We start from the raw sequence: 17,146 nt of genomic DNA on the forward strand, positions 1-17,146 counted from the left end.
CACACCGCATCCCCGCCGGTTCGCGCATCACAGACCGGATTCGGGCAAAAAGCAAGAGGCGCATTCCGCGAATCCGTTAATCGCGCGTGATCGACCGGACATGGTTTGACAGTGGTGCGCCAAAGTGAGTAGCGTTTCATCATTGCCCGCCATGAATGAGAAAAGGCCGCGCCTTATGTTGGACACTCCGATTGCCCGAATCGAGAATCTTCGGGTCACCTTCGAGACCAAGGATGGCCCGGTGGTGGGGGTCGAGGATGTGTCCTTCGAGGTCAATCCGGGCGAAACCGTCTGCATCGTGGGCGAATCGGGATCAGGCAAGTCGGTGTCGTCGCTGTCGCTGATGCGGCTCATCGAATATGGCGGCGGCACCATCGCGGGCGGGCGCATGCTGTTCGACCGCAAGGAGGGCGGCGAGATCGACCTTGCGCAGACCGAACAGGGGCTGATGCGCACGATCCGGGGTAACGAGATCGGGATGATCTTTCAGGAACCGATGACCGCGCTCAACCCGGTCTTTACCGTGGGTCGGCAACTCTCCGAGGGGTTGCGCGTGCATCGCGGGATGGACAAACGGCAGGCCCGTGCGCGGGCGCTGGAATTGCTGCGCGAGGTGCGCATACCCGAGCCCGAGCGCCGACTCGATCAATATCCGCACGAATTGTCGGGCGGGATGCGGCAGCGGGTGGTGATCGCCATGGCGCTCGCCTGCAAGCCGCGCCTCTTGATCGCGGACGAGCCGACGACGGCGCTTGACGTGACCATTCAGGCCGAAATTCTGGCGCTGATGGACCGGCTCAAGCGCGAGACCGGGACGGCGGTGATCTTCATCACCCATGATATGGCGGTGGTGGCGCAGATGGCCGACCGGGTGGTCGTGATGTTCCGCGGCAACAAGGTCGAGGAGGGCACGGTCGAGCAGATATTCGAGGCCCCGAGCCATGACTACACCCGCGCGCTGCTGGCCGCCGTGCCCAAGCTGGGCGAGATGCGCGGCAAGGCCTATCCCGAACCGATGAAGCTGGTGGGCGCGGATGCGCAGGAGATCGCGCCGATCAAGGGTCATGACGAGGAATTGCTGCATGTCGAAGGGTTGACCACGCGCTTTGCGGTCAAGGGCGGCTTCTTTCGCCGCACGGTGGCCAATGTGCATGCGGTCGAGGATCTGTCCTTTTCGCTCGCCAAGGGCCGCACGCTGAGCCTTGTGGGCGAGAGCGGTTGCGGCAAATCCACCGCCGGGCGCTCGATCCTGCGGCTGGTAGAGCCGATGGCGGGCGAGGTGGTGCTGAATGGCGTCGATATCATCGCGCTCGACCCCGGCGACCTGCGCCGCGCGCGCGTCGATATGCAGATGGTGTTTCAGGACCCGTTCGCGAGCCTCAATCCGCAGATGAAGCTGGCCGATCAGGTGGCCGAGCCGATGCGCAATTACGGCCTTGTCAGCCGCTCGGAAATGGATGACCGGGTGGCGATGCTGTTCGACCGCGTGGAATTGCCGCGCTCCTTCCTGCGGCGCTTTCCGCATGAGCTCAGTGGCGGACAGCGGCAGCGGGTGGCGATTGCCCGGGCACTGGCCCTGAACCCCAAGTTGATCGTGGCCGACGAGGCGGTGAGCGCGCTCGATGTGAGCGTGCAGGCGCAGGTGATCAACCTGATGATGGAATTGCAGGCCGAACTGGGGCTGAGTTATCTCTTCATCAGCCATGACATGGCGGTGGTCGAGCGGGTGAGCCATGATGTCGGCGTGATGTACCTTGGTCGGATCGTGGAGCGGGGGCCGCGCGCCGCCGTCTTCGAGAACCCGCAGCACCCCTATACGCAGGCGCTGATGAAGGCCGTGCCGGTCGCCGACCCGCGCCGCCGGAAATCCGAGAAGGATCTGAATTTCAAGCCGATCCCCTCGCCGATCCACCCGGTCGGATACGAGCCGGGACCGTCGGAATACAAAGAGGTGGAGCCGGGCCATTTCGTGCTGACCTCAGAAAGTGGCTATTGAACATGACCCAAAGACTTTCGCCGGTCGAGCTGATGACGAAGCTCGTGAGCTTTCCCACGGTGAGCCGGGACAGCAATCTGCCGCTGGTGGATTGGGTTGAAGACTATCTGCGTGAAAACGGCATCACCGCGCATCGCCATTATGACGAAACCGGGGAGAAGGCCGCGCTCTTCGCCCATGTCGGACCCGAGGTTGACGGCGGTGTGGTCCTGTCGGGGCATACGGACGTGGTGCCGGTTGACGGCCAGCCCTGGACCTCCGATCCGTTCACCGTGACGGAGCGGGACGGCAAGTATTTCGGGCGCGGCTGCGTCGATATGAAGGGCTTTGACGCGCTCGCGATCTGGGCGCTGGTCGAGGCGCATCGGCTGGGCGTGACGCGGCCCCTGCAACTGGCGCTGAGCTATGATGAGGAAGTGGGCTGTGTCGGCGCGCCGCCGATGATCGAGCGGATGCTGGAGGTGCTGCCGCGCGCTGAGCTTGCCATAATCGGAGAGCCGTCAACGATGCAGGCGGTGACCGGCCACAAGGGTGGGCTGGGCTATGACGTGCATGTCGTAGGCTTCGAGGTGCACAGTTCGATCATGCATCGCGGGGTCAACGCGATCATGGCGGCAGCCCCGCTAATCGAATGGGCCAATCAGCAGAACGCCGAGAATCGCGCGCGCACGCCGTCGGAACTGGCGTCGTTGTTCGAGCCGCCCTGGACGACGCTGCATGTGGGCACGATTTCCGGCGGGACGGCGCATAACATCACCGCCAAGGATTGCCGGTTCGGCATGGATTTCCGGGTTGTGCCGGGCGAGGACCCCGAGGACTGGGGCGCGCGCTTTGAGGCGCGTGTGGCCGAGGCGGAGGTCGCGATGCAGGCGGTGCATCCCGACACCCGGATCGACTTGCGCCGCAAGTTCCGGGTGCCGGGGCTACAGCCGGAAGAGGGCGGTGCCGCGGAAGGATTGGCGCGTCAGATCACCGGCGACAATGGCCGCCACGTGGTCAGCTATGGCACCGAGGCCGGGCAGTTTCAGGAGCGCGGCTACTCAGCGGTGATCTGCGGGCCGGGCGACATCGCGCAGGCACATCAGCCGGACGAGTACATCACCGTGGCACAATTCGAGGCGGGGCATGCCTTCATGCACGATCTCGTGGCGCGCCTGAAAGGGGAATAGGCGGCGCGGGCAACAACAGTTGCAAGACCGGGGTCGGCCGGGTCAACCGGCGTCTCGCCACCGCGACAGCGCATCGCTTGCCAGCCTATCCCCCGGCGGCCTGCGATCCGCCTGCATCGCGATAGATATCGAGCGACAGCACGGTGTCCTCGGACCGGGCAAGAAACAGGCCAATGGCCGCCAGCAGGATCGGCACGCCGGACCAGAACAGCAGGTTCGATCCGTCCGCCAAAGGCGTGATAAGATGGGGCAAGGTCGCGACCGTGGAGGTGCCATGGATCAGCACACCCGCGCCATAGCTGAACGTGCGTGCCAGCCCGAGAAGGATCGCCAACCCTATCAGGGCCTGTAGACCTCCGAGCCCGATGGCAGCCAGGTGGGCCATTCCGTCAATACCGTAATAGGTCGCAAAAAGTCGCTCGGCTCCCTCAGGGCGTACGACCTTGCTCAACCCCCAGAGCGCGATGAACGCCCCAAAGCTGACGCGGATGAGGAACAAGGCAAAATTCGGGGATGCGGGCAAGAGGGGCCTCCAGTCTGTATCAATGCGTGGCGTCAGCATCCGGTCCCGGCAAAGTTTCTGACAGGCGGTATGCAGTATGTCGGGAACGTGTGGTCGATGCTCCTAAATAACCAATGACATTATTGTTATTCGGTCAGCCCTGCGAAAAGTCGCGTCAGGGGGCGCGCTCAGGCATCGTCATGCGCGCCATGGGGCGGGCGCAGCCCAAGATCCGCCCAGATTGGAAGGTGATCCGAGGCGACCCGCGCGGGGCGCGCCAGATGCACGCCGCTTCGCAACGAGACGAGATCGGGGCTGATCGCCAGACGGTCGAGCCGTGCGACGGGACGCGGAGCCGGATAGCTCGGGCGGGTGCTCACGAACTCCACCCCCTGCGCCACCGCATCAAGCGCCGGCCCGCCGCGCCAATCGTTGAAATCGCCTGCCAGGACCGTGGGGCAGGGTGCCAGCCGCACCAGGGCCCGCATGATCGCCGCCACCTGCAACAGCCGGTGGCGCCGCACCAGCCCCAGATGCAGCCCGACCACGCGCAGCGGCCCCAGATCGGTCTCCAGATCGGCGCGCACCGCGCCGCGCGGCTCGAGCCCAGGCAATTCGATATGTTGGGTTTCGACCACCCGCAACCCGGGCCGTAGCAGCATCGCGTTGCCATGCCAGCCGAGCGAGCCGCCGGGCTGGCCGAACTCGACCACTTGCCAGCCTACGGCCTCGGCCATCTCGTGGGGCAGGGCGGCCATGCGTGGGCTCAGCCGCTTGTCGGCCTCCTGCAAGACCACCACCTGCGCGGCAAGATCGCCGATCACGCGCAGGATGCGATCCGGCCTGCGCCGCAGGTCGAGCCCGACACATTTCTGAAGGTTGTAACTTGCAATCCGGATCATCGACGCCCTCATTATCCCCTGATAGCATCGAAGAATGACAGGACGCAGCATGTTTTCCGGCCAGACCCTGCTGACCCGGCTGATCTGGATGGCGCTTGGGGTGATTGCGCTCGATGCACTGGTCACGGGTGAATGGTCGCTGGCCTTCATTGCGCTGACCACGCTGGCGCTGTCGATGGCCCCCGTGTTCGTGGCGAGATGGGCCAAGATCGACGTGCCGCCCAGTTTTCTCACAGTCATCGTAGTCTTTGTCGGAGCCACGCTATTCGCCGGCGAAGTGCTCGATTTCTACGAGCGGTTCTGGTGGTGGGATATCGTGATGCATGCAGGCTCGGCTATCGGGTTCGGGTTGATCGGCTTTGTGCTGGTCTTCATGATGTTCCAGGGTGATCGCTATGCCGCGCCGCATTGGGCGGTGGCGTTTTTTGCCTTCTGCTTCGGGCTGTCCATCGGCACTCTGTGGGAGATCTTCGAATTCGCGATGGATCAGAGCTTTGGCATGAACATGCAGAAATCCGGGCTGATGGACACGATGGGAGACCTGATCATTGACATGATCGGGGCGGGTCTTGGGGCCGCGTCGGGCTTTGCCTATCTCAAGGGGCAGGCCTATGGCGGATTCACCGGAGTGATCGACGAGTTCATCCGTCGCAACCCTCGCCTGTTCCGGCGGCTGCGCGACAAGTGATCAGGTGCCGCAGAACGTGGCGTGTACCACCTCCGCAGGCTCGGGTGGGCGTTTGAGATCTGCGGCGTCGGGCTGATCCTCAAAGGGGTGTGCCAACACCGACAAGAGCCGCTCGAACGGCGCGTAATCGCCCGCGACGCCCGCGTCGATCATCTGCTCAACGCGGTGGTTGCGCGGGATGACGGCGGGGTTGGCGGCGTGCATCACCGCCTCGGGGTCGCGTTCCCGAGCGATGCGCGCGCGCCAGGCGTCGGCCCATGTGTCGAAGGCGTCGCGCTCAAGGAACTGATCGCGCGCGGTGCCGTCGAGAAGGCCACGGAACGTATTGGTGAAATCGGCGCGCCCTTCGGCCATGCGCGTCAGAAGGTCGGCGACAAGGGCGGCATCCTCGGGGCTGGCGTTTTCGATGCCGATCTTGCGGCCGAAGGCGCGGCGCCACTCGGTTTCGATCCGGTCAGGCATGGCATGGACAAGCGCGGTGAATTCCTCGATCGCGGCATCCTGATCGGGCATCAGGGCCACGAGGGCGGTGGCGAATTGCGCCATGTTCCAGACGATGACATGCGGCTGGTTGTCATAGGCATAGCGGCCATGGGCGTCGATGGAACTGAATACCTGTTGCGGGTTATAGGTGTCCATAAAGGCGCAGGGGCCGTAATCAATCGTTTCGCCGGAAATCGCGGTGTTGTCGGTGTTCATCACGCCGTGGATAAAGCCCACCGACAGCCAGCCCGCCACCAGCTTGGCCTGCCGCCGGATCACCTCGGCCAGCAGATGGGCGGGGCCTTCGGTCTGCGGGTAATGGCGGGTGACGGTATAGTCATAGAGCGCGCGCAGGCCTTCGATATCGCGGCGCGCGGCGAAATACTGAAACGTGCCGACGCGCAGATGGCTGGCGGCGACGCGGGTGAGCACCGCGCCGGGCATGCCGCCGGTCTCGCGGTAGACCGGCTCGCCGGTCTCGACGGCGGCGAGGGCGCGGGTGGTGGGCAGGCCAAGCGCATGCATCGCCTCGGACACCACGTATTCGCGCAGCACCGGCCCGAGCCAGGCGCGCCCGTCGCCCATCCGGCTGTAGGGTGTGGGGCCGGAGCCCTTGAGCTGAATGTCGTGGCGCTGGCCCGTCCGGTCCAGCACCTCGCCCAGCAGAAGCGCGCGCCCGTCGCCCAGTTGCGGCGAGAAACCGCCGAACTGATGGCCCGCATAGACCTGTGCCAGCGGGTCCGAACCGGGTGGCACGGCGTTGCCCGCGAAAACCTGCGCAAGCGTGGCCTCATCCGCCGTCCCGATCCCGAGATCGGCGGCAAGCTCCGCGTTGAACCTGATCAGGCGCGGCGCGCGCACCGGCACGGCAGTTTGGCGGGTGTAGAACCGCGCGGGCAGGGCGGCATAACTGTTATCGAAGGGTATCTGAAGGGTCATGGGTATAACGTAAGGTCAACTTTGCGAATGTCTACATCTCACGGGTCATCAGCATGTAATCCTCGCGTGCCCGAAAGCGAAGTTTCTCGTAAAATCCGCGTGCCCGGTGATTGTCGCGCCGCACCTCCAGATGCAAGGCGCGCAGACCGACTCCTGCCAACGCCTTGGGCAGAGTGCTGAGCACCTCCGAGCCGATGCCGCGCCCGCGCACTGCCTGGCGGATGTATATTTCATCGACGAATCCGTCCATCCCGGCGAATTCCATCGACCAGCCGAAGCTGAGGATCACATAGCCGATCGGCGCGCGCGCCGGGCCTATCAAATAGGCCGCGCCATGCGGGCTGCCCTCAAGCAGGGGCAGCAGCGCGGCGCGCCGTGTTTCCTCGTCCTGGGCGATGGCGGCCTCGGCGTGAAAATCCGCGACAAGGTTTGCCAGTCTGTCGAGATCGTCGGGACGGGCCAGGGTGAGTGCGGTCATAGCGTGGCCAGCCTTTCTGTCAGAAGGTCGAAGAACCCGTCCGCGTCGATATCGTGCAGCACGGTCGTATTGGGCGCGCGGTCGCTGATGCCCCACCAGTCCATCACGGTCATGCCGAGCGTCAGGTCCGATTGCGTCTCAACCGTCACATTGACATGGCGGGATGCAAAGAGATCGGGCCGCAACAGCCAGGCGATGGTGCATGGATCGTGCAGAGGCGCACCCTCGGCCCCATAGCGTACGGGGTTGTAGCGCTCGAAAAAGCCGGTGAGATCGGCCACGGCGTGGCCCACAGGCGTGCCAAGCGCGCGCAGCGCGGCGTTGCGCGCCGGTGTCACCAGCGCCTTATGAGTGACGTCGAGCGGGACCATAACCACCGGTACGCCTGCGCGCAGCACGATATCGGCGGCGGTCGGGTCCACATGGATGTTGAACTCCGCCACCGGCGTGACGTTGCCGAGCGCGGCCTGCGCGCCGCCCATCAGGACGATCTCGCGCAGACGTCCGGTGATGTCGGGCGCGCGGCCGAAGGCGGTGGCGAGATTGGTCAGTGGTCCGAGCGCGATCAGCGTCACCGTGCCGGGCGGATAGGCGCGCAGCGTGTCGATGAGGAAATCCACCGCGTGCGCCGGGTGCAGGGGCATCTGCGGTGCGGGTAGGTCAGGGCCGTCAAGGCCGCTTTGCCCGTGCACATGTTCGGCGGTGACCAGAGCGCGGCCCATCGGCCGGTCGCAGCCCGCGCAGACCGGCAGATCGGGCCGACCCGCCAAGTCGCAGATTCTGCGGGCGTTGAGGGCAGTTTTCTCGAGCGGCACATTGCCCGCCACGCAGGTCAGCCCCAACACGTCCAGGGTGTCGCGCGCAGCCAGTGCCAGCAGGATCGCCACGGCATCATCCTGCCCAGGATCGGTGTCGATGAGGATCGGTCTGGGGGCCACGCGTCGCTCCGCTTCAATGTGCGCAGACAATGCGGTCTGCGCCCGGCAATGTCCACCGCTTCAGTACCCCGGAACGGCCTCTGCCGAGGGGCGCGAATCATCCCGGTCCTTGCGTGCGTGGCATTGATGCCGCGCCGCAGCACCGGCCTGAGAGCGGGCAGGCCGCCCTGTTTCTGCGCGCCAGGGCGAAATATTACATAGTTTTCCGTCTCTTGGCCCCGGCTTTCTGTTTGGGTTTCGCGCCATTCTGGCTATAGTCGCCCGCAACTGCCAAGCACTCACAAAAATGGCCGGGGGAGACCACCGATGATCCGATCGGAACTGATCCAGAAAATCGCGGACGAAAATCCGCACCTCTATCAGCGCGACGTGGAGCGTATTGTGAACACCATCTTCAGCGAGATCACCGATGCGCTGGCCGGTGGCAACCGGGTCGAGTTGCGCGGCTTCGGCGCGTTCTCGGTAAAGAAGCGTGACGCCCGGGTCGGTCGCAATCCGCGCACCGGCGAAAGCGTGCATGTTGAGGAAAAATTCGTCCCCTTCTTCAAGACCGGCAAGCTGTTGCGTGACCGGCTCAACGGAAACTGATCCATGCGCTATATTCGCTACGCCTCCATCGCTGTCTTCGCCCTTGCCCTCGTGCTCATCGCATTGGCCAATCGCGGGGTGGTCACCCTTCGGGTGCTGCCGGATGAACTGGCAGGCTTTGCCGCGCTCAATCCGACCTATGACGTGCCGCTTTTCGTGGTGATTTTCGGCGGCATCCTCGCGGGGCTGATCGTGGGCTTCATCTGGGAATGGATCCGCGAGGCGGGCGAACGTGCCGCCGCTGCGCGGCAGGCGCGCGAACTGGCCAGTCTGCGCGCCGAGGTCAAGCGGCTGAAGGGCGAGAAGCACAAGGACAAGGACGAGGTTCTGGCGCTTCTCGACCAGGCGAGCTAAACCCCCGCCCATGAGCACAGACATTCGCGTCAAGATCTGCGGGCTGACCACTGCGGCCGACGTGGCCGCTGCCGTTGCGGCGGGTGCGGCCTATGTGGGATTCGTGTTCTTCGAGAAATCACCGCGCCATGTGATGCCAGATGCGGCACGCGCGCTGGCGCTCGACGTGCCGCCGGGCGTGGCCAAGGTGGCGCTGACGGTCAATGCCGACAACGCGGCGCTCGATGCGCTGACGGATCGCGTGCCGCTCGATTTCTTGCAACTGCATGGCGAGGAGAGCCCCACCCGGGTGGCCGAGATCAAGGCGCGCTACGGATTGCCGGTGATGAAGGCTATTGGCGTGGCCGAGGCGGCGGATCTTGGGAAGGTCGACGTCTATGCCGGGGTAGCAGATCAACTGCTGATCGACGCCAAGCCACCACCGGAGGCGACGCGCCCGGGCGGCAATGCGCTGGCATTCGACTGGCGGTTGATCGAGGGGCGGGACTGGCCGCTGCCCTGGCTGCTGGCGGGCGGGCTGACGCCCGATAACGTGGCGCAGGCGGTGGCGTGCACTGGCGCGCGGCAGCTTGACGTGTCCTCGGGTGTGGAGCGCGCGCCGGGGATCAAGGACGCGACACTGATCCGCGATTTCATAGATAATGCGCGCGGTTTAACCACCGCTTAACCAACATCGGGTCTGATGGCAGCCATGATGCGGCAGCCCGATCACCTGAGCCCCGAGACGTGGCTCGCGCAGTTCCTCGACTCACCCGAGGCGCGGCGCGGTGGCGTCGTGAAACGCCAGATTCGCGATGTAGAGCGCATTGCCGGGCGCGACAAGTTCCTGCACGAAGTCGAGAGGCGCGGCTTTCAGGTGATCGAGAACGGGCGGCACTTTGTCGTGTTCTGCAATTCCACGCCCCTGCGCCGGGTGCAGGGGCCAAGGGATTTGCAAATCCCTTGGCCAAGCCGCTTGCAAGCGGCTTGGAACGCGGTTTCCAAACCGCGTTGAAAGGCGTTTGCAAACGCCTTTCCCTTGCCCTCGCCCTGTCCTCGCACTAGGACATGCGGAAGCAAACAAGGGGCGTATCTCATGGCCAACGATCTATTCAACTCCTTCATGACCGGCCCCGACGAGAAAGGCCGGTTCGGCGATTTCGGCGGGCGGTTCGTGTCGGAAACCCTCATGCCGCTTATCCTGGAACTGGAGGAGCAGTACGAGTATGCCAAGACCGACCAGAGCTTCTGGGACGAGATGCATGATCTTTGGACCCATTACGTGGGCCGACCCTCGCCGCTCTATTATGCCGACCGGTTGACGCAGCATCTGGGCGGGGCCAAAATCTACCTCAAGCGCGACGAGCTGAACCATACCGGCGCGCATAAGATCAACAACGTGCTGGGTCAGATCATCCTTGCCCGCCGCATGGGCAAGAGCCGGATTATCGCCGAGACGGGGGCAGGGCAGCACGGCGTCGCGACCGCAACGGTCTGCGCCAAGTTCGGGTTGCAATGCGTGGTCTACATGGGGGCGCATGATGTCGAGAGGCAGGCGCCCAACGTGTTCCGCATGCGCCTGCTCGGGGCCGAGGTGATCCCCGTCACTTCCGGGCGCGGCACGCTTAAGGATGCGATGAACGACGCGCTGCGCGACTGGGTGACCAATGTGCGCGACACGTTCTATTGCATCGGCACGGTGGCGGGTCCGCACCCCTATCCGGCGATGGTGCGCGATTTTCAGTCGATCATCGGCAAGGAAACGCGCGAGCAGATGCAGGCCGCCGAGGGCCGTCTTCCCGACACGCTCGTGGCCGCCATCGGCGGCGGGTCGAACGCCATGGGGCTGTTTTATCCCTTCCTTGACGACAAGGAGGTGAACATCATCGGGGTGGAAGCCGGGGGCCACGGCGTCGACGACCGGATGGAGCATTGTGCAAGCCTGACCGGCGGCCGCCCCGGCGTGCTGCATGGCAACCGCACCTATTTGTTGCAGGATGGCGACGGGCAAATCCTCGAAGGGCATTCGATCTCGGCCGGTCTCGATTACCCGGGTATTGGCCCCGAACATAGCTGGCTGCACGAGACGGGCCGCGCGCAGTATGTCTCGATCACCGACAAGGAGGCATTGGAGGCGTTTCAACTGAGCTGTGCGATGGAGGGGATCATCCCGGCGCTGGAGCCTTCTCATGCGCTTGCCCATGTGATGAAGATCGCCCCCGATCTGCCCCGTGATCACCTGCTGGTGATGAACATGTGCGGGCGTGGCGACAAGGACATCTTCACCGTGGCCAAGCATCTGGGCTTTGACATCGAGACCGGCGGATAAGGCAGGGGTAGGGGTACGGCACCTCAGCGGCCACGCACCCGGCGAAAGCACAGGATGCGCCCGCGTGAGGGGCCGGGATCATAGGTCAGCCCCGAGCCGGACATGCAATCGACGATGCGCTGGATCACCGTGTCGGGATAGCGCCCCGGGTGCAGTTCCATCATCACCGACGTGACATGATCCGGCCAGGGAGCGTCAAAGAGATACGCCTCGGCCCCTTCGATATCCATAATCACCAGATGCGGGCGCGCCCGTTCCAGCAGCGCATCGAGTCCGAGCACTGGCACCTTGACAAGCCGGTCGGGGGCGCTGTCCTCATCCGCGATATGCCCAGCCCAAAAACTGCGCGCGCCGTCAAAGGCGATGGCGGCCTCGGTGCCTGCACGGCCCGTCACCGCGCCGTGCAACAGCGTCGCCGCCTCAGCCCCGTTGCGGTCCAGATTGGCGCGGATCACTGGCAGCATTGCCGGGTTCGCCTCGATCGTGGTGACGTTTTCAGCCCCCGCCACCCGCGCGCAGAGCGTTGCGATATAGCCGATCCCCGCGCCCAGTTCCAGCACCCGCTGGCCCTCGCGCAGGCGCATGCGGGCGGCCGCTGCCTCCTGCCCTTCGTATTTGCCCGAGGCGAGCTTGGCCGCGATCCGGTCATTGAGCAACTTCTCGGGCACATCAAGCGTGAGCCCGTCGATCTCATACTCTGCCATGCCATCCTGTCCCTTGGTTGATTCCGTCAGGCCAAGGCCCTAGACCATCCTAAAGTGACGCAGGAGAAATGGGCAATGCAGCTCTTCGTGGGCCTTGGAAATCCAGGGGCGAAATATGCGGGCAACCGCCACAATATCGGCTTCATGGCCGTCGACCGGATCGCCGAGGATCACGGGTTTGGCCCGTGGCGCGCCAAGTTTCAGGGCCATGTCAGCGAGGGCGTGTTGGAGGGCGAGAAGGTGATCCTTCTCAAGCCCGGGACCTTCATGAATCTCAGTGGGCAATCGGTGGGCGAGGCGATGCGCTTTTACAAGCTGATGCCGGGCGATGTAACGGTGTTTCACGACGAGCTCGACCTCGCCCCCGGCAAGCTGCGGGTCAAGACGGGCGGCGGGCATGCGGGCCATAACGGTCTGCGCTCGATCCACGCCCATATCGGCGACGCCTATGCCCGCGTGCGGCTTGGCATCGGGCATCCGGGGCACAAGGACCGGGTGGCGGGTTATGTCTTGCAGGATTTCGCCAAGGCCGATCAGGATTGGATCGACGACATGATGCGCGGCATTGCCGACGGCGCGCCGTGGTTGGCACAGGGCAAGGCCGATCGGTTTCAGAACGCAGTCGCGCAGCGCATGGCCCCGGCGCGGCCCAAAGCGGAGCGCAGGGCAAAGCCTGCGCCCGCGCCAGAAGCCGAAAGAACGCAAGGTACGCAACAAGACGAGCGCAGCCCATTGCAAAAGCTTGTGGACCGGTTTCGCTAGGTGGCGGGGGCGGGCGGCACTTTTGCGGCGGGTGAAGTGCCTCTTGCCTCTTGAGCCGTTTTGGAACGGCGGATTTGTAATCCGAGAAAACGGGCGCTTTACAACACATTAGGCCCCCAACCTTGCGACATAGTCGGTGATTGCGCGCCTGCTCCGGGGTTGGTAAAACAGTTTTACCAATTTCCGGAGTGCCCCCATGCCCGTCATCACCAATATCGACGATCTCAAGCGGATCTACCGCCGCCGCGTGCCCAAGATGTTCTACGATTATGCGGAGTCGGGCAGTTGGACCGAGCAGACCTTTCGCGATAACACCACCGATTTCGACCGGATCTACCTGAAACAGCGCGTCGCCATCGACATGACCGGGCGCAACCTGTCGACAAAGATGATCGGGCAGGACGTGGCGATGCCGGTGGGGCTCGCCCCCGTGGGCCTCACCGGCATGCAACATGCCGATGGCGAGATCAAGGCGGCGCGCGCCGCCGAAAAATTCGGCGTGCCCTTCACCCTCTCGACCATGTCGATTTGTTCCATCGAGGATGTGGCAGAGAACACCGAAAAGCCGTTCTGGTTTCAGGTCTACACCCTCAAGGACGACGATTTCATGCAGCGGCTGTTCGACCGCGCGCGCGACGCCAAGTGCTCGGCGGCAATGATCACGGTCGATTTGCAAATGTTGGGTCAGCGGCATAAGGACCTCAAGAACGGCCTTTCGGCCCCGCCCAAGCTGACGCCCGCCAGCGTGGCGAATATGATGACCAAGGTCCAGTGGGGGCTGGGAATGCTGGGCACCCGGCGGCGCAGCTTCGGCAATATCGTGGGGCACGCCAAGGGTGTCTCGGATCCCTCTTCGCTCACCACATGGACGGCGGAGGCGTTCGATCAGGCGCTCGACTGGGACCGGATCCGGGTGTTTCGCAAGATGTGGGATGGCCCGCTCATCATCAAGGGCATCATGGACCCGCGCGACGCGCTCGAGGCGCTGAACGTGGGTGCGGATGCGATCATCGTTTCGAACCACGGCGGGCGGCAGCTTGACGGTGCCCTCTCGGCCATTCGCGCCCTGCCCGCGATCATGGATGCCGTGGGCGACAAGATCGAGGTGCATCTCGACAGCGGCATCCGCTCGGGTCAGGACGTGCTCAAGGCGCTCAGCCTCGGCGCGAAAGGCACCTATATCGGGCGTGCCTTCGTCTACGGGTTGGGTGCCATGGGCGAGGCGGGCGTCACCAAGACGCTGGAGGTGATCCAAAAGGAGTTGGACACCACCATGGGCCTCTGCGGGCGGCGCGATGTGAATGAACTCGACCGCGATATTCTAATGGTGCCGAAGGGATTTTCAGGCGAGTGGGAGTGATACCCTCGTGGCAAGCGGCGGAATTTGAGTATTTTGCGAGAAGAAGCCGCAGACCTTGCCGTTTGACCCTTTTCAAGCAAGCCAGCGTGCTCTATAGGCGCAATTTCACGCGGGGCTACAGCCTTGGAGGAGCCCCGCTCTAACCTATGGAGAATTCAAAATGGCTGGAGAAATTCCTGATCTTCACGCCCAGGAACGCACGGGGACGGGCAAGGGCGCCGCTCGTGCGGTGCGCCGTGCGCATCTGGTTCCGGGTATCGTATTTGGTGGCGACAAAGAGCCGCTGCCCATCCAACTGCCCTATAATGCGCTGATCAAGCGCCTGAAGGCGGGACGGTTCAAGTCCACGCTCTTCAACCTCAAGGTTGAGGGCCAGGAGGATGTGCGCGTGATCTGCCGCGACGTGCAGCGCGATATCGTCAAGGACCTGCCGACGCATGTCGATTTCATGCGCCTGCGCCGGACCACCAAGATCAATCTCTTCATCCATGTCGAATTCGAGGGCGAGGAAGAGTGCAAGGCGCTGCGCAAGGGCGGCGTGTTGACCATCGTACGCCCCGAGGTCGAGCTTGTGGTGACAGCAGGGGACATCCCCGAGAAGATCACCGTGGACCTGACAAAGATGGAAAATATCGGTGACACGCTGACCATTTCCATGGTCGACCTGCCGGCCGGTGCCAAGCCGACGATCGACCGCGACTTTGTGATCTGCAACATCTCCGCGCCCTCTGCGCTGCGCAGCCAGGAGGATGATGAGGAAGAGGATCAGGTCGAAGAGACCGGCGAAGAGGCCACCGAAGAGGCGTGACCTCTGGCTCACCTTTTCGAGAACACGGAAACGCGGCCGCCGGAAACGGGGCCGCGTTTTTTCATGGCCACGCAGATCAGGCCGGCGCGTGCTGTTTCAAGACCTTCAGCGGCACGAGATCGAGCGCGCGCTGATGCGTCGCTTCGAGCCGCACCTGTGGCGCGCAACCCTCGTCATGGGCCTGCAGGAAGCGTGCTGCGCACAGGCACCACTGATCGCCGGGCTTGAGCCCGGCAAAGCCGAATTCGGGGCGCGGCGTGCTCAGGTCGTTGCCGACATATTTCGAATAGGCGAGGAATTCGGCGGTCATCAGCGCGCAGACCGTGTGGCTGCCGTGATCCTGCGTGCAGGTGTTGCAATGCCCGTCGCGAAAAAAACCCGTGACCGGGTCGGCAGAACATTGTGCGAGCGTCCCGCCCAGCACATTGACCGATTTCTCCATCTCCATTGCGCGCCCTTCCTGTCTGTCAGTGTTCCTTGAGTACCGTCTCGAAGCCCTCGAACTGTGGCGGTCCCATCAGTGCATCGCGCGTCGTCCGGTTGCCTGCGTCCTTATGCGCCGCACGGAATGCCTCGGATCTGGTCCATGCGTCGAAGGCGTCGCGGCTCTCCCAGATGACGTGGCTGGAATAGAGCCTGTGCCCCTCGCTCTCTGGCCCCTTGAGCAGGCGAAACTCGCGAAAGCCCGGAACCTCGTCGAGATGGCTCTCGCGCTCGGCCCACATGCGCTCAAACTCGGCCTCGTGGCCGGGTTTTACCTGAAAGCGGTTCATCGCGATGAATGTCATGTCGTGCCCTTCTGTCCTGTCTGCGTGAAAGGCTGGCTTTGGTCCTTTGGGCCCAATCGCTTGCAAGGGCACTATAGCGCCATGGGCACGCGCGGCAAGCCGGTCAGAGCGCGGCGGCGATGCGGCGCAGCATGGCGATGTTGCCGGTCTTGACGCCCGGTTCGCGAAAGCCGCGGTCGGCGGAGGTGACCACGATCACCGCGTCGCGTGCCCGGTCGATATAGATGTATTGCCCGTAGATGCCATGGCCGAAGACCTCGCCCGCCTGCGCATCCTCCGGCATCCACCATTGATAGCCATATTGCAACGCGCCCTCTGGCGTGGGCGCGCTCGGGGTGGTCGAGGCTTTGATCCAGTCCTCTGGCACTATCTGTTGTCCCCGGTAGCGGCCCATCTGTTCCACCATCAGGCCGAAGCGGGCATAGTCGCGCGTGGTCACGTTCAGCCCGCCAAGGCTAAAGGCCACCCCCTCGCCATCGCTGAGGTAATAGGGCTCCGCCTCGAAGCCCATAGGCTGGATGATGTGCTCCGACAGAAGCGCGGGCAAGTCGCGACCGGTCGCCCCGCGCAGCACCATGGCGAGAGCATGGGTGTCGATCGAGATGTATTTCCAGCGGGTGCCGGGCGGGGCTGCGCGGGCCGTCAGATCGGCGGCGAACCCGTCCATCGTACCGCCGAGCGCCAGTACCCGGCCCATGCGATTGATGTCGGAATCGTAATCCAGGTAATCTTCGTCGAACTCCAACCCGCTGGTCATCTGCAAAAGCTGGCGAACGGTGGTGCCGTCATAGGCGCTACCCTGCAATTGCTGGGCGTAGCGGGTCACCGGATCTTCAAGCGACCCGATCTGCCCCTCGGCCAGCGCAATGCCGATGAGCGTCGACAGAAAGCTCTTGGCGACCGACCAACTGATCCGCCGGTCCTGCGCCTTGGTGCCCTGAAAGTAGCGTTCATGCACGATGCGACCTTTATGGAGCACCAGAAGCGAGGTGACGCTGCGTTCACTGATCCATGTCTCGACGTCCTCAGGCAGGGTCATCTGGGGGCCCTCGGGCAAGGGCGAGACCGGCAAGTCGCCGCGCGGCACCGGCAGGGTCAGAAAGGCGCGGTTCATGTTAGAGAAATTCGCGACGATCCGGTCCGCGTCAAAGAGCGTGTTGACCGCCCATAACCGCGTGATCGCCTCGCGTTTCCACAGGCCCACGACCGCCATCGCGACGACCAGCGCGAGCAAGATCCGGATCGCCCATTTCACGAATGCGCGCATGACGGGGGCCTCCTTTGGATGAAAACAGAGCCGATCAGAGAACGGAAATCAAGTCTGATGCAGCGGCTAGGTTGATCGGTTGACGCCGCTCGTCCTCAGGACATATGCGCGG

At 63.9% G+C, this 17,146-nt stretch carries 20 protein-coding genes; 11 read left to right on the forward strand and 9 right to left on the reverse strand.

Features of this window, described 5'->3' with window-relative positions:
* Nucleotides 1-175 precede the first annotated feature (175 nt).
* Nucleotides 176-1,996, forward strand: coding sequence for an ABC transporter ATP-binding protein (locus BHD06_RS04930; protein ID WP_080455870.1), 1,821 nt, complete (start codon nt 176-178; stop codon nt 1,994-1,996).
* A 2-nt stretch (nt 1,997-1,998) separates the two neighbouring features.
* Nucleotides 1,999-3,165 (forward strand): acetylornithine deacetylase, encoded by a 1,167-nt coding sequence (gene argE, locus BHD06_RS04935; protein ID WP_080455871.1) that lies wholly within the window; start codon nt 1,999-2,001, stop codon nt 3,163-3,165.
* 85 nt (nt 3,166-3,250) lie between these two features.
* Here the strand turns inward: argE and BHD06_RS04940 are convergent, their stop codons facing one another.
* Both BHD06_RS04940 and BHD06_RS04945 read right to left on the reverse strand, forming a co-directional pair.
* The gene (locus tag BHD06_RS04940) at nt 3,251-3,688 is read right to left on the reverse strand and encodes a hypothetical protein (RefSeq protein WP_080455872.1); all 438 of its coding nucleotides are present in this window, start codon (nt 3,686-3,688) and stop codon (nt 3,251-3,253) included.
* Nucleotides 3,689-3,855: 167 nt separating this feature from the next.
* Nucleotides 3,856-4,569 carry an endonuclease/exonuclease/phosphatase family protein gene (locus BHD06_RS04945; RefSeq protein ID WP_254892313.1) on the reverse strand — a complete coding sequence of 238 codons (714 nt, stop codon included), beginning with the start codon at nt 4,567-4,569 and terminating at the stop codon, nt 3,856-3,858.
* Between the two features lie 34 nt (nt 4,570-4,603).
* Between BHD06_RS04945 and BHD06_RS04950 the strand changes: the two genes are divergently transcribed.
* Nucleotides 4,604-5,257, forward strand: a complete 654-nt coding sequence (locus tag BHD06_RS04950; protein WP_254892314.1) for a hypothetical protein — start codon at nt 4,604-4,606, stop codon at nt 5,255-5,257.
* On the opposite strand, the gene BHD06_RS04955 is transcribed toward BHD06_RS04950, so the two are convergent.
* The 3 genes from BHD06_RS04955 to BHD06_RS04965 are packed head-to-tail and all read right to left on the reverse strand — an operon-like array spanning nt 5,258 to nt 8,095.
* Entirely contained in the window at nt 5,258-6,679 is a 1,422-nt protein-coding gene (locus BHD06_RS04955) for a YdiU family protein (protein ID WP_080455874.1), read from the reverse strand.
* 31 nt (nt 6,680-6,710) lie between these two features.
* Nucleotides 6,711-7,157, reverse strand: a complete 447-nt coding sequence (locus BHD06_RS04960; RefSeq protein ID WP_080455875.1) for a GNAT family N-acetyltransferase — start codon at nt 7,155-7,157, stop codon at nt 6,711-6,713.
* Nucleotides 7,154-8,095 (reverse strand): nucleoside hydrolase, encoded by a 942-nt coding sequence (locus BHD06_RS04965; protein WP_080455876.1) that lies wholly within the window; start codon nt 8,093-8,095, stop codon nt 7,154-7,156. The genes BHD06_RS04960 and BHD06_RS04965 overlap by 4 nt, the downstream gene beginning before the upstream one ends.
* A gap of 306 nt (nt 8,096-8,401) precedes the next feature.
* Here BHD06_RS04965 and ihfB point away from each other — a divergent pair, with 306 nt between their 5' ends.
* The 5 genes from ihfB to trpB all read left to right on the forward strand — a co-directional run bounded on the left by ihfB (nt 8,402) and on the right by trpB (nt 11,345).
* Nucleotides 8,402-8,683 carry an integration host factor subunit beta gene (gene ihfB, locus BHD06_RS04970; protein WP_080455877.1) on the forward strand — a complete coding sequence of 94 codons (282 nt, stop codon included), beginning with the start codon at nt 8,402-8,404 and terminating at the stop codon, nt 8,681-8,683.
* A 3-nt stretch (nt 8,684-8,686) separates the two neighbouring features.
* Nucleotides 8,687-9,037 (forward strand): lipopolysaccharide assembly protein LapA domain-containing protein, encoded by a 351-nt coding sequence (locus BHD06_RS04975; RefSeq protein ID WP_080455878.1) that lies wholly within the window; start codon nt 8,687-8,689, stop codon nt 9,035-9,037.
* Nucleotides 9,038-9,047: 10 nt separating this feature from the next.
* Nucleotides 9,048-9,704, forward strand: coding sequence for a phosphoribosylanthranilate isomerase (locus BHD06_RS04980; RefSeq protein ID WP_080455879.1), 657 nt, complete (start codon nt 9,048-9,050; stop codon nt 9,702-9,704).
* Between the two features lie 15 nt (nt 9,705-9,719).
* Nucleotides 9,720-10,031: an N-(5'-phosphoribosyl)anthranilate isomerase gene (locus tag BHD06_RS04985; protein WP_254892315.1), complete on the forward strand. Its 312-nt coding sequence runs from the start codon at nt 9,720-9,722 to the stop codon at nt 10,029-10,031.
* A gap of 81 nt (nt 10,032-10,112) precedes the next feature.
* A complete protein-coding gene (gene trpB / locus BHD06_RS04990; RefSeq protein WP_080455880.1) occupies nt 10,113-11,345 on the forward strand; it encodes a tryptophan synthase subunit beta in 1,233 nt (410 codons plus the stop codon).
* Between the two features lie 23 nt (nt 11,346-11,368).
* Here the strand turns inward: trpB and BHD06_RS04995 are convergent, their stop codons facing one another.
* Nucleotides 11,369-12,049: an FkbM family methyltransferase gene (locus BHD06_RS04995; RefSeq protein ID WP_080455881.1), complete on the reverse strand. Its 681-nt coding sequence runs from the start codon at nt 12,047-12,049 to the stop codon at nt 11,369-11,371.
* 75 nt (nt 12,050-12,124) lie between these two features.
* On the opposite strand from BHD06_RS04995, the gene pth reads away from it, so the two are divergent.
* The 3 genes from pth to BHD06_RS05010 all read left to right on the forward strand — a co-directional run bounded on the left by pth (nt 12,125) and on the right by BHD06_RS05010 (nt 14,979).
* The gene (pth, locus tag BHD06_RS05000) at nt 12,125-12,811 is read left to right on the forward strand and encodes an aminoacyl-tRNA hydrolase (protein ID WP_080455882.1); all 687 of its coding nucleotides are present in this window, start codon (nt 12,125-12,127) and stop codon (nt 12,809-12,811) included.
* Between the two features lie 196 nt (nt 12,812-13,007).
* Nucleotides 13,008-14,171 carry an alpha-hydroxy acid oxidase gene (locus tag BHD06_RS05005; RefSeq protein WP_080455883.1) on the forward strand — a complete coding sequence of 388 codons (1,164 nt, stop codon included), beginning with the start codon at nt 13,008-13,010 and terminating at the stop codon, nt 14,169-14,171.
* A gap of 160 nt (nt 14,172-14,331) precedes the next feature.
* Nucleotides 14,332-14,979 carry a 50S ribosomal protein L25/general stress protein Ctc gene (locus BHD06_RS05010; RefSeq protein ID WP_080455884.1) on the forward strand — a complete coding sequence of 216 codons (648 nt, stop codon included), beginning with the start codon at nt 14,332-14,334 and terminating at the stop codon, nt 14,977-14,979.
* 76 nt (nt 14,980-15,055) lie between these two features.
* On the opposite strand, the gene BHD06_RS05015 is transcribed toward BHD06_RS05010, so the two are convergent.
* The 3 genes from BHD06_RS05015 to BHD06_RS05025 all read right to left on the reverse strand — a co-directional run bounded on the left by BHD06_RS05015 (nt 15,056) and on the right by BHD06_RS05025 (nt 17,034).
* Nucleotides 15,056-15,427, reverse strand: a complete 372-nt coding sequence (locus tag BHD06_RS05015; RefSeq protein ID WP_080455885.1) for a DUF2237 family protein — start codon at nt 15,425-15,427, stop codon at nt 15,056-15,058.
* A 19-nt stretch (nt 15,428-15,446) separates the two neighbouring features.
* The gene (locus BHD06_RS05020; RefSeq protein WP_080455886.1) at nt 15,447-15,767 is read right to left on the reverse strand and encodes an antibiotic biosynthesis monooxygenase; all 321 of its coding nucleotides are present in this window, start codon (nt 15,765-15,767) and stop codon (nt 15,447-15,449) included.
* Nucleotides 15,768-15,870: 103 nt separating this feature from the next.
* Nucleotides 15,871-17,034 carry a serine hydrolase gene (locus BHD06_RS05025; RefSeq protein ID WP_080455887.1) on the reverse strand — a complete coding sequence of 388 codons (1,164 nt, stop codon included), beginning with the start codon at nt 17,032-17,034 and terminating at the stop codon, nt 15,871-15,873.
* Between the last annotated feature and the right edge of the window lie 112 nt (nt 17,035-17,146).

This window comes from Roseovarius sp. A-2, from assembly GCF_002072155.1.
In the GTDB taxonomy this organism is placed as follows: Bacteria; Pseudomonadota; Alphaproteobacteria; order Rhodobacterales; family Rhodobacteraceae; genus Roseovarius.

What these genes read in the sequence shown, in the direction of transcription:
- BHD06_RS05015 (WP_080455885.1), bottom strand. Translation starts at nt 15,427, where the DNA reads ATGGAGATGGAGAAATCGGTCAATGTGCTGGGCGGGACGCTCGCACAA.
- BHD06_RS04945 (WP_254892313.1), bottom strand. Translation starts at nt 4,569, where the DNA reads ATGATCCGGATTGCAAGTTACAACCTTCAGAAATGTGTCGGGCTCGAC.
- BHD06_RS05010 (WP_080455884.1), top strand. Translation starts at nt 14,332, where the DNA reads ATGGCTGGAGAAATTCCTGATCTTCACGCCCAGGAACGCACGGGGACG.
- BHD06_RS04975 (WP_080455878.1), top strand. Translation starts at nt 8,687, where the DNA reads ATGCGCTATATTCGCTACGCCTCCATCGCTGTCTTCGCCCTTGCCCTC.
- BHD06_RS04960 (WP_080455875.1), bottom strand. Translation starts at nt 7,157, where the DNA reads ATGACCGCACTCACCCTGGCCCGTCCCGACGATCTCGACAGACTGGCA.
- ihfB (WP_080455877.1), top strand. Translation starts at nt 8,402, where the DNA reads ATGATCCGATCGGAACTGATCCAGAAAATCGCGGACGAAAATCCGCAC.
- BHD06_RS05005 (WP_080455883.1), top strand. Translation starts at nt 13,008, where the DNA reads ATGCCCGTCATCACCAATATCGACGATCTCAAGCGGATCTACCGCCGC.
- BHD06_RS04980 (WP_080455879.1), top strand. Translation starts at nt 9,048, where the DNA reads ATGAGCACAGACATTCGCGTCAAGATCTGCGGGCTGACCACTGCGGCC.
- pth (WP_080455882.1), top strand. Translation starts at nt 12,125, where the DNA reads ATGCAGCTCTTCGTGGGCCTTGGAAATCCAGGGGCGAAATATGCGGGC.
- BHD06_RS04955 (WP_080455874.1), bottom strand. Translation starts at nt 6,679, where the DNA reads ATGACCCTTCAGATACCCTTCGATAACAGTTATGCCGCCCTGCCCGCG.
- BHD06_RS05020 (WP_080455886.1), bottom strand. Translation starts at nt 15,767, where the DNA reads ATGACATTCATCGCGATGAACCGCTTTCAGGTAAAACCCGGCCACGAG.
- BHD06_RS04950 (WP_254892314.1), top strand. Translation starts at nt 4,604, where the DNA reads ATGACAGGACGCAGCATGTTTTCCGGCCAGACCCTGCTGACCCGGCTG.
- BHD06_RS04985 (WP_254892315.1), top strand. Translation starts at nt 9,720, where the DNA reads ATGGCAGCCATGATGCGGCAGCCCGATCACCTGAGCCCCGAGACGTGG.
- trpB (WP_080455880.1), top strand. Translation starts at nt 10,113, where the DNA reads ATGGCCAACGATCTATTCAACTCCTTCATGACCGGCCCCGACGAGAAA.
- BHD06_RS05025 (WP_080455887.1), bottom strand. Translation starts at nt 17,034, where the DNA reads ATGCGCGCATTCGTGAAATGGGCGATCCGGATCTTGCTCGCGCTGGTC.
- argE (WP_080455871.1), top strand. Translation starts at nt 1,999, where the DNA reads ATGACCCAAAGACTTTCGCCGGTCGAGCTGATGACGAAGCTCGTGAGC.
- BHD06_RS04930 (WP_080455870.1), top strand. Translation starts at nt 176, where the DNA reads ATGTTGGACACTCCGATTGCCCGAATCGAGAATCTTCGGGTCACCTTC.
- BHD06_RS04995 (WP_080455881.1), bottom strand. Translation starts at nt 12,049, where the DNA reads ATGGCAGAGTATGAGATCGACGGGCTCACGCTTGATGTGCCCGAGAAG.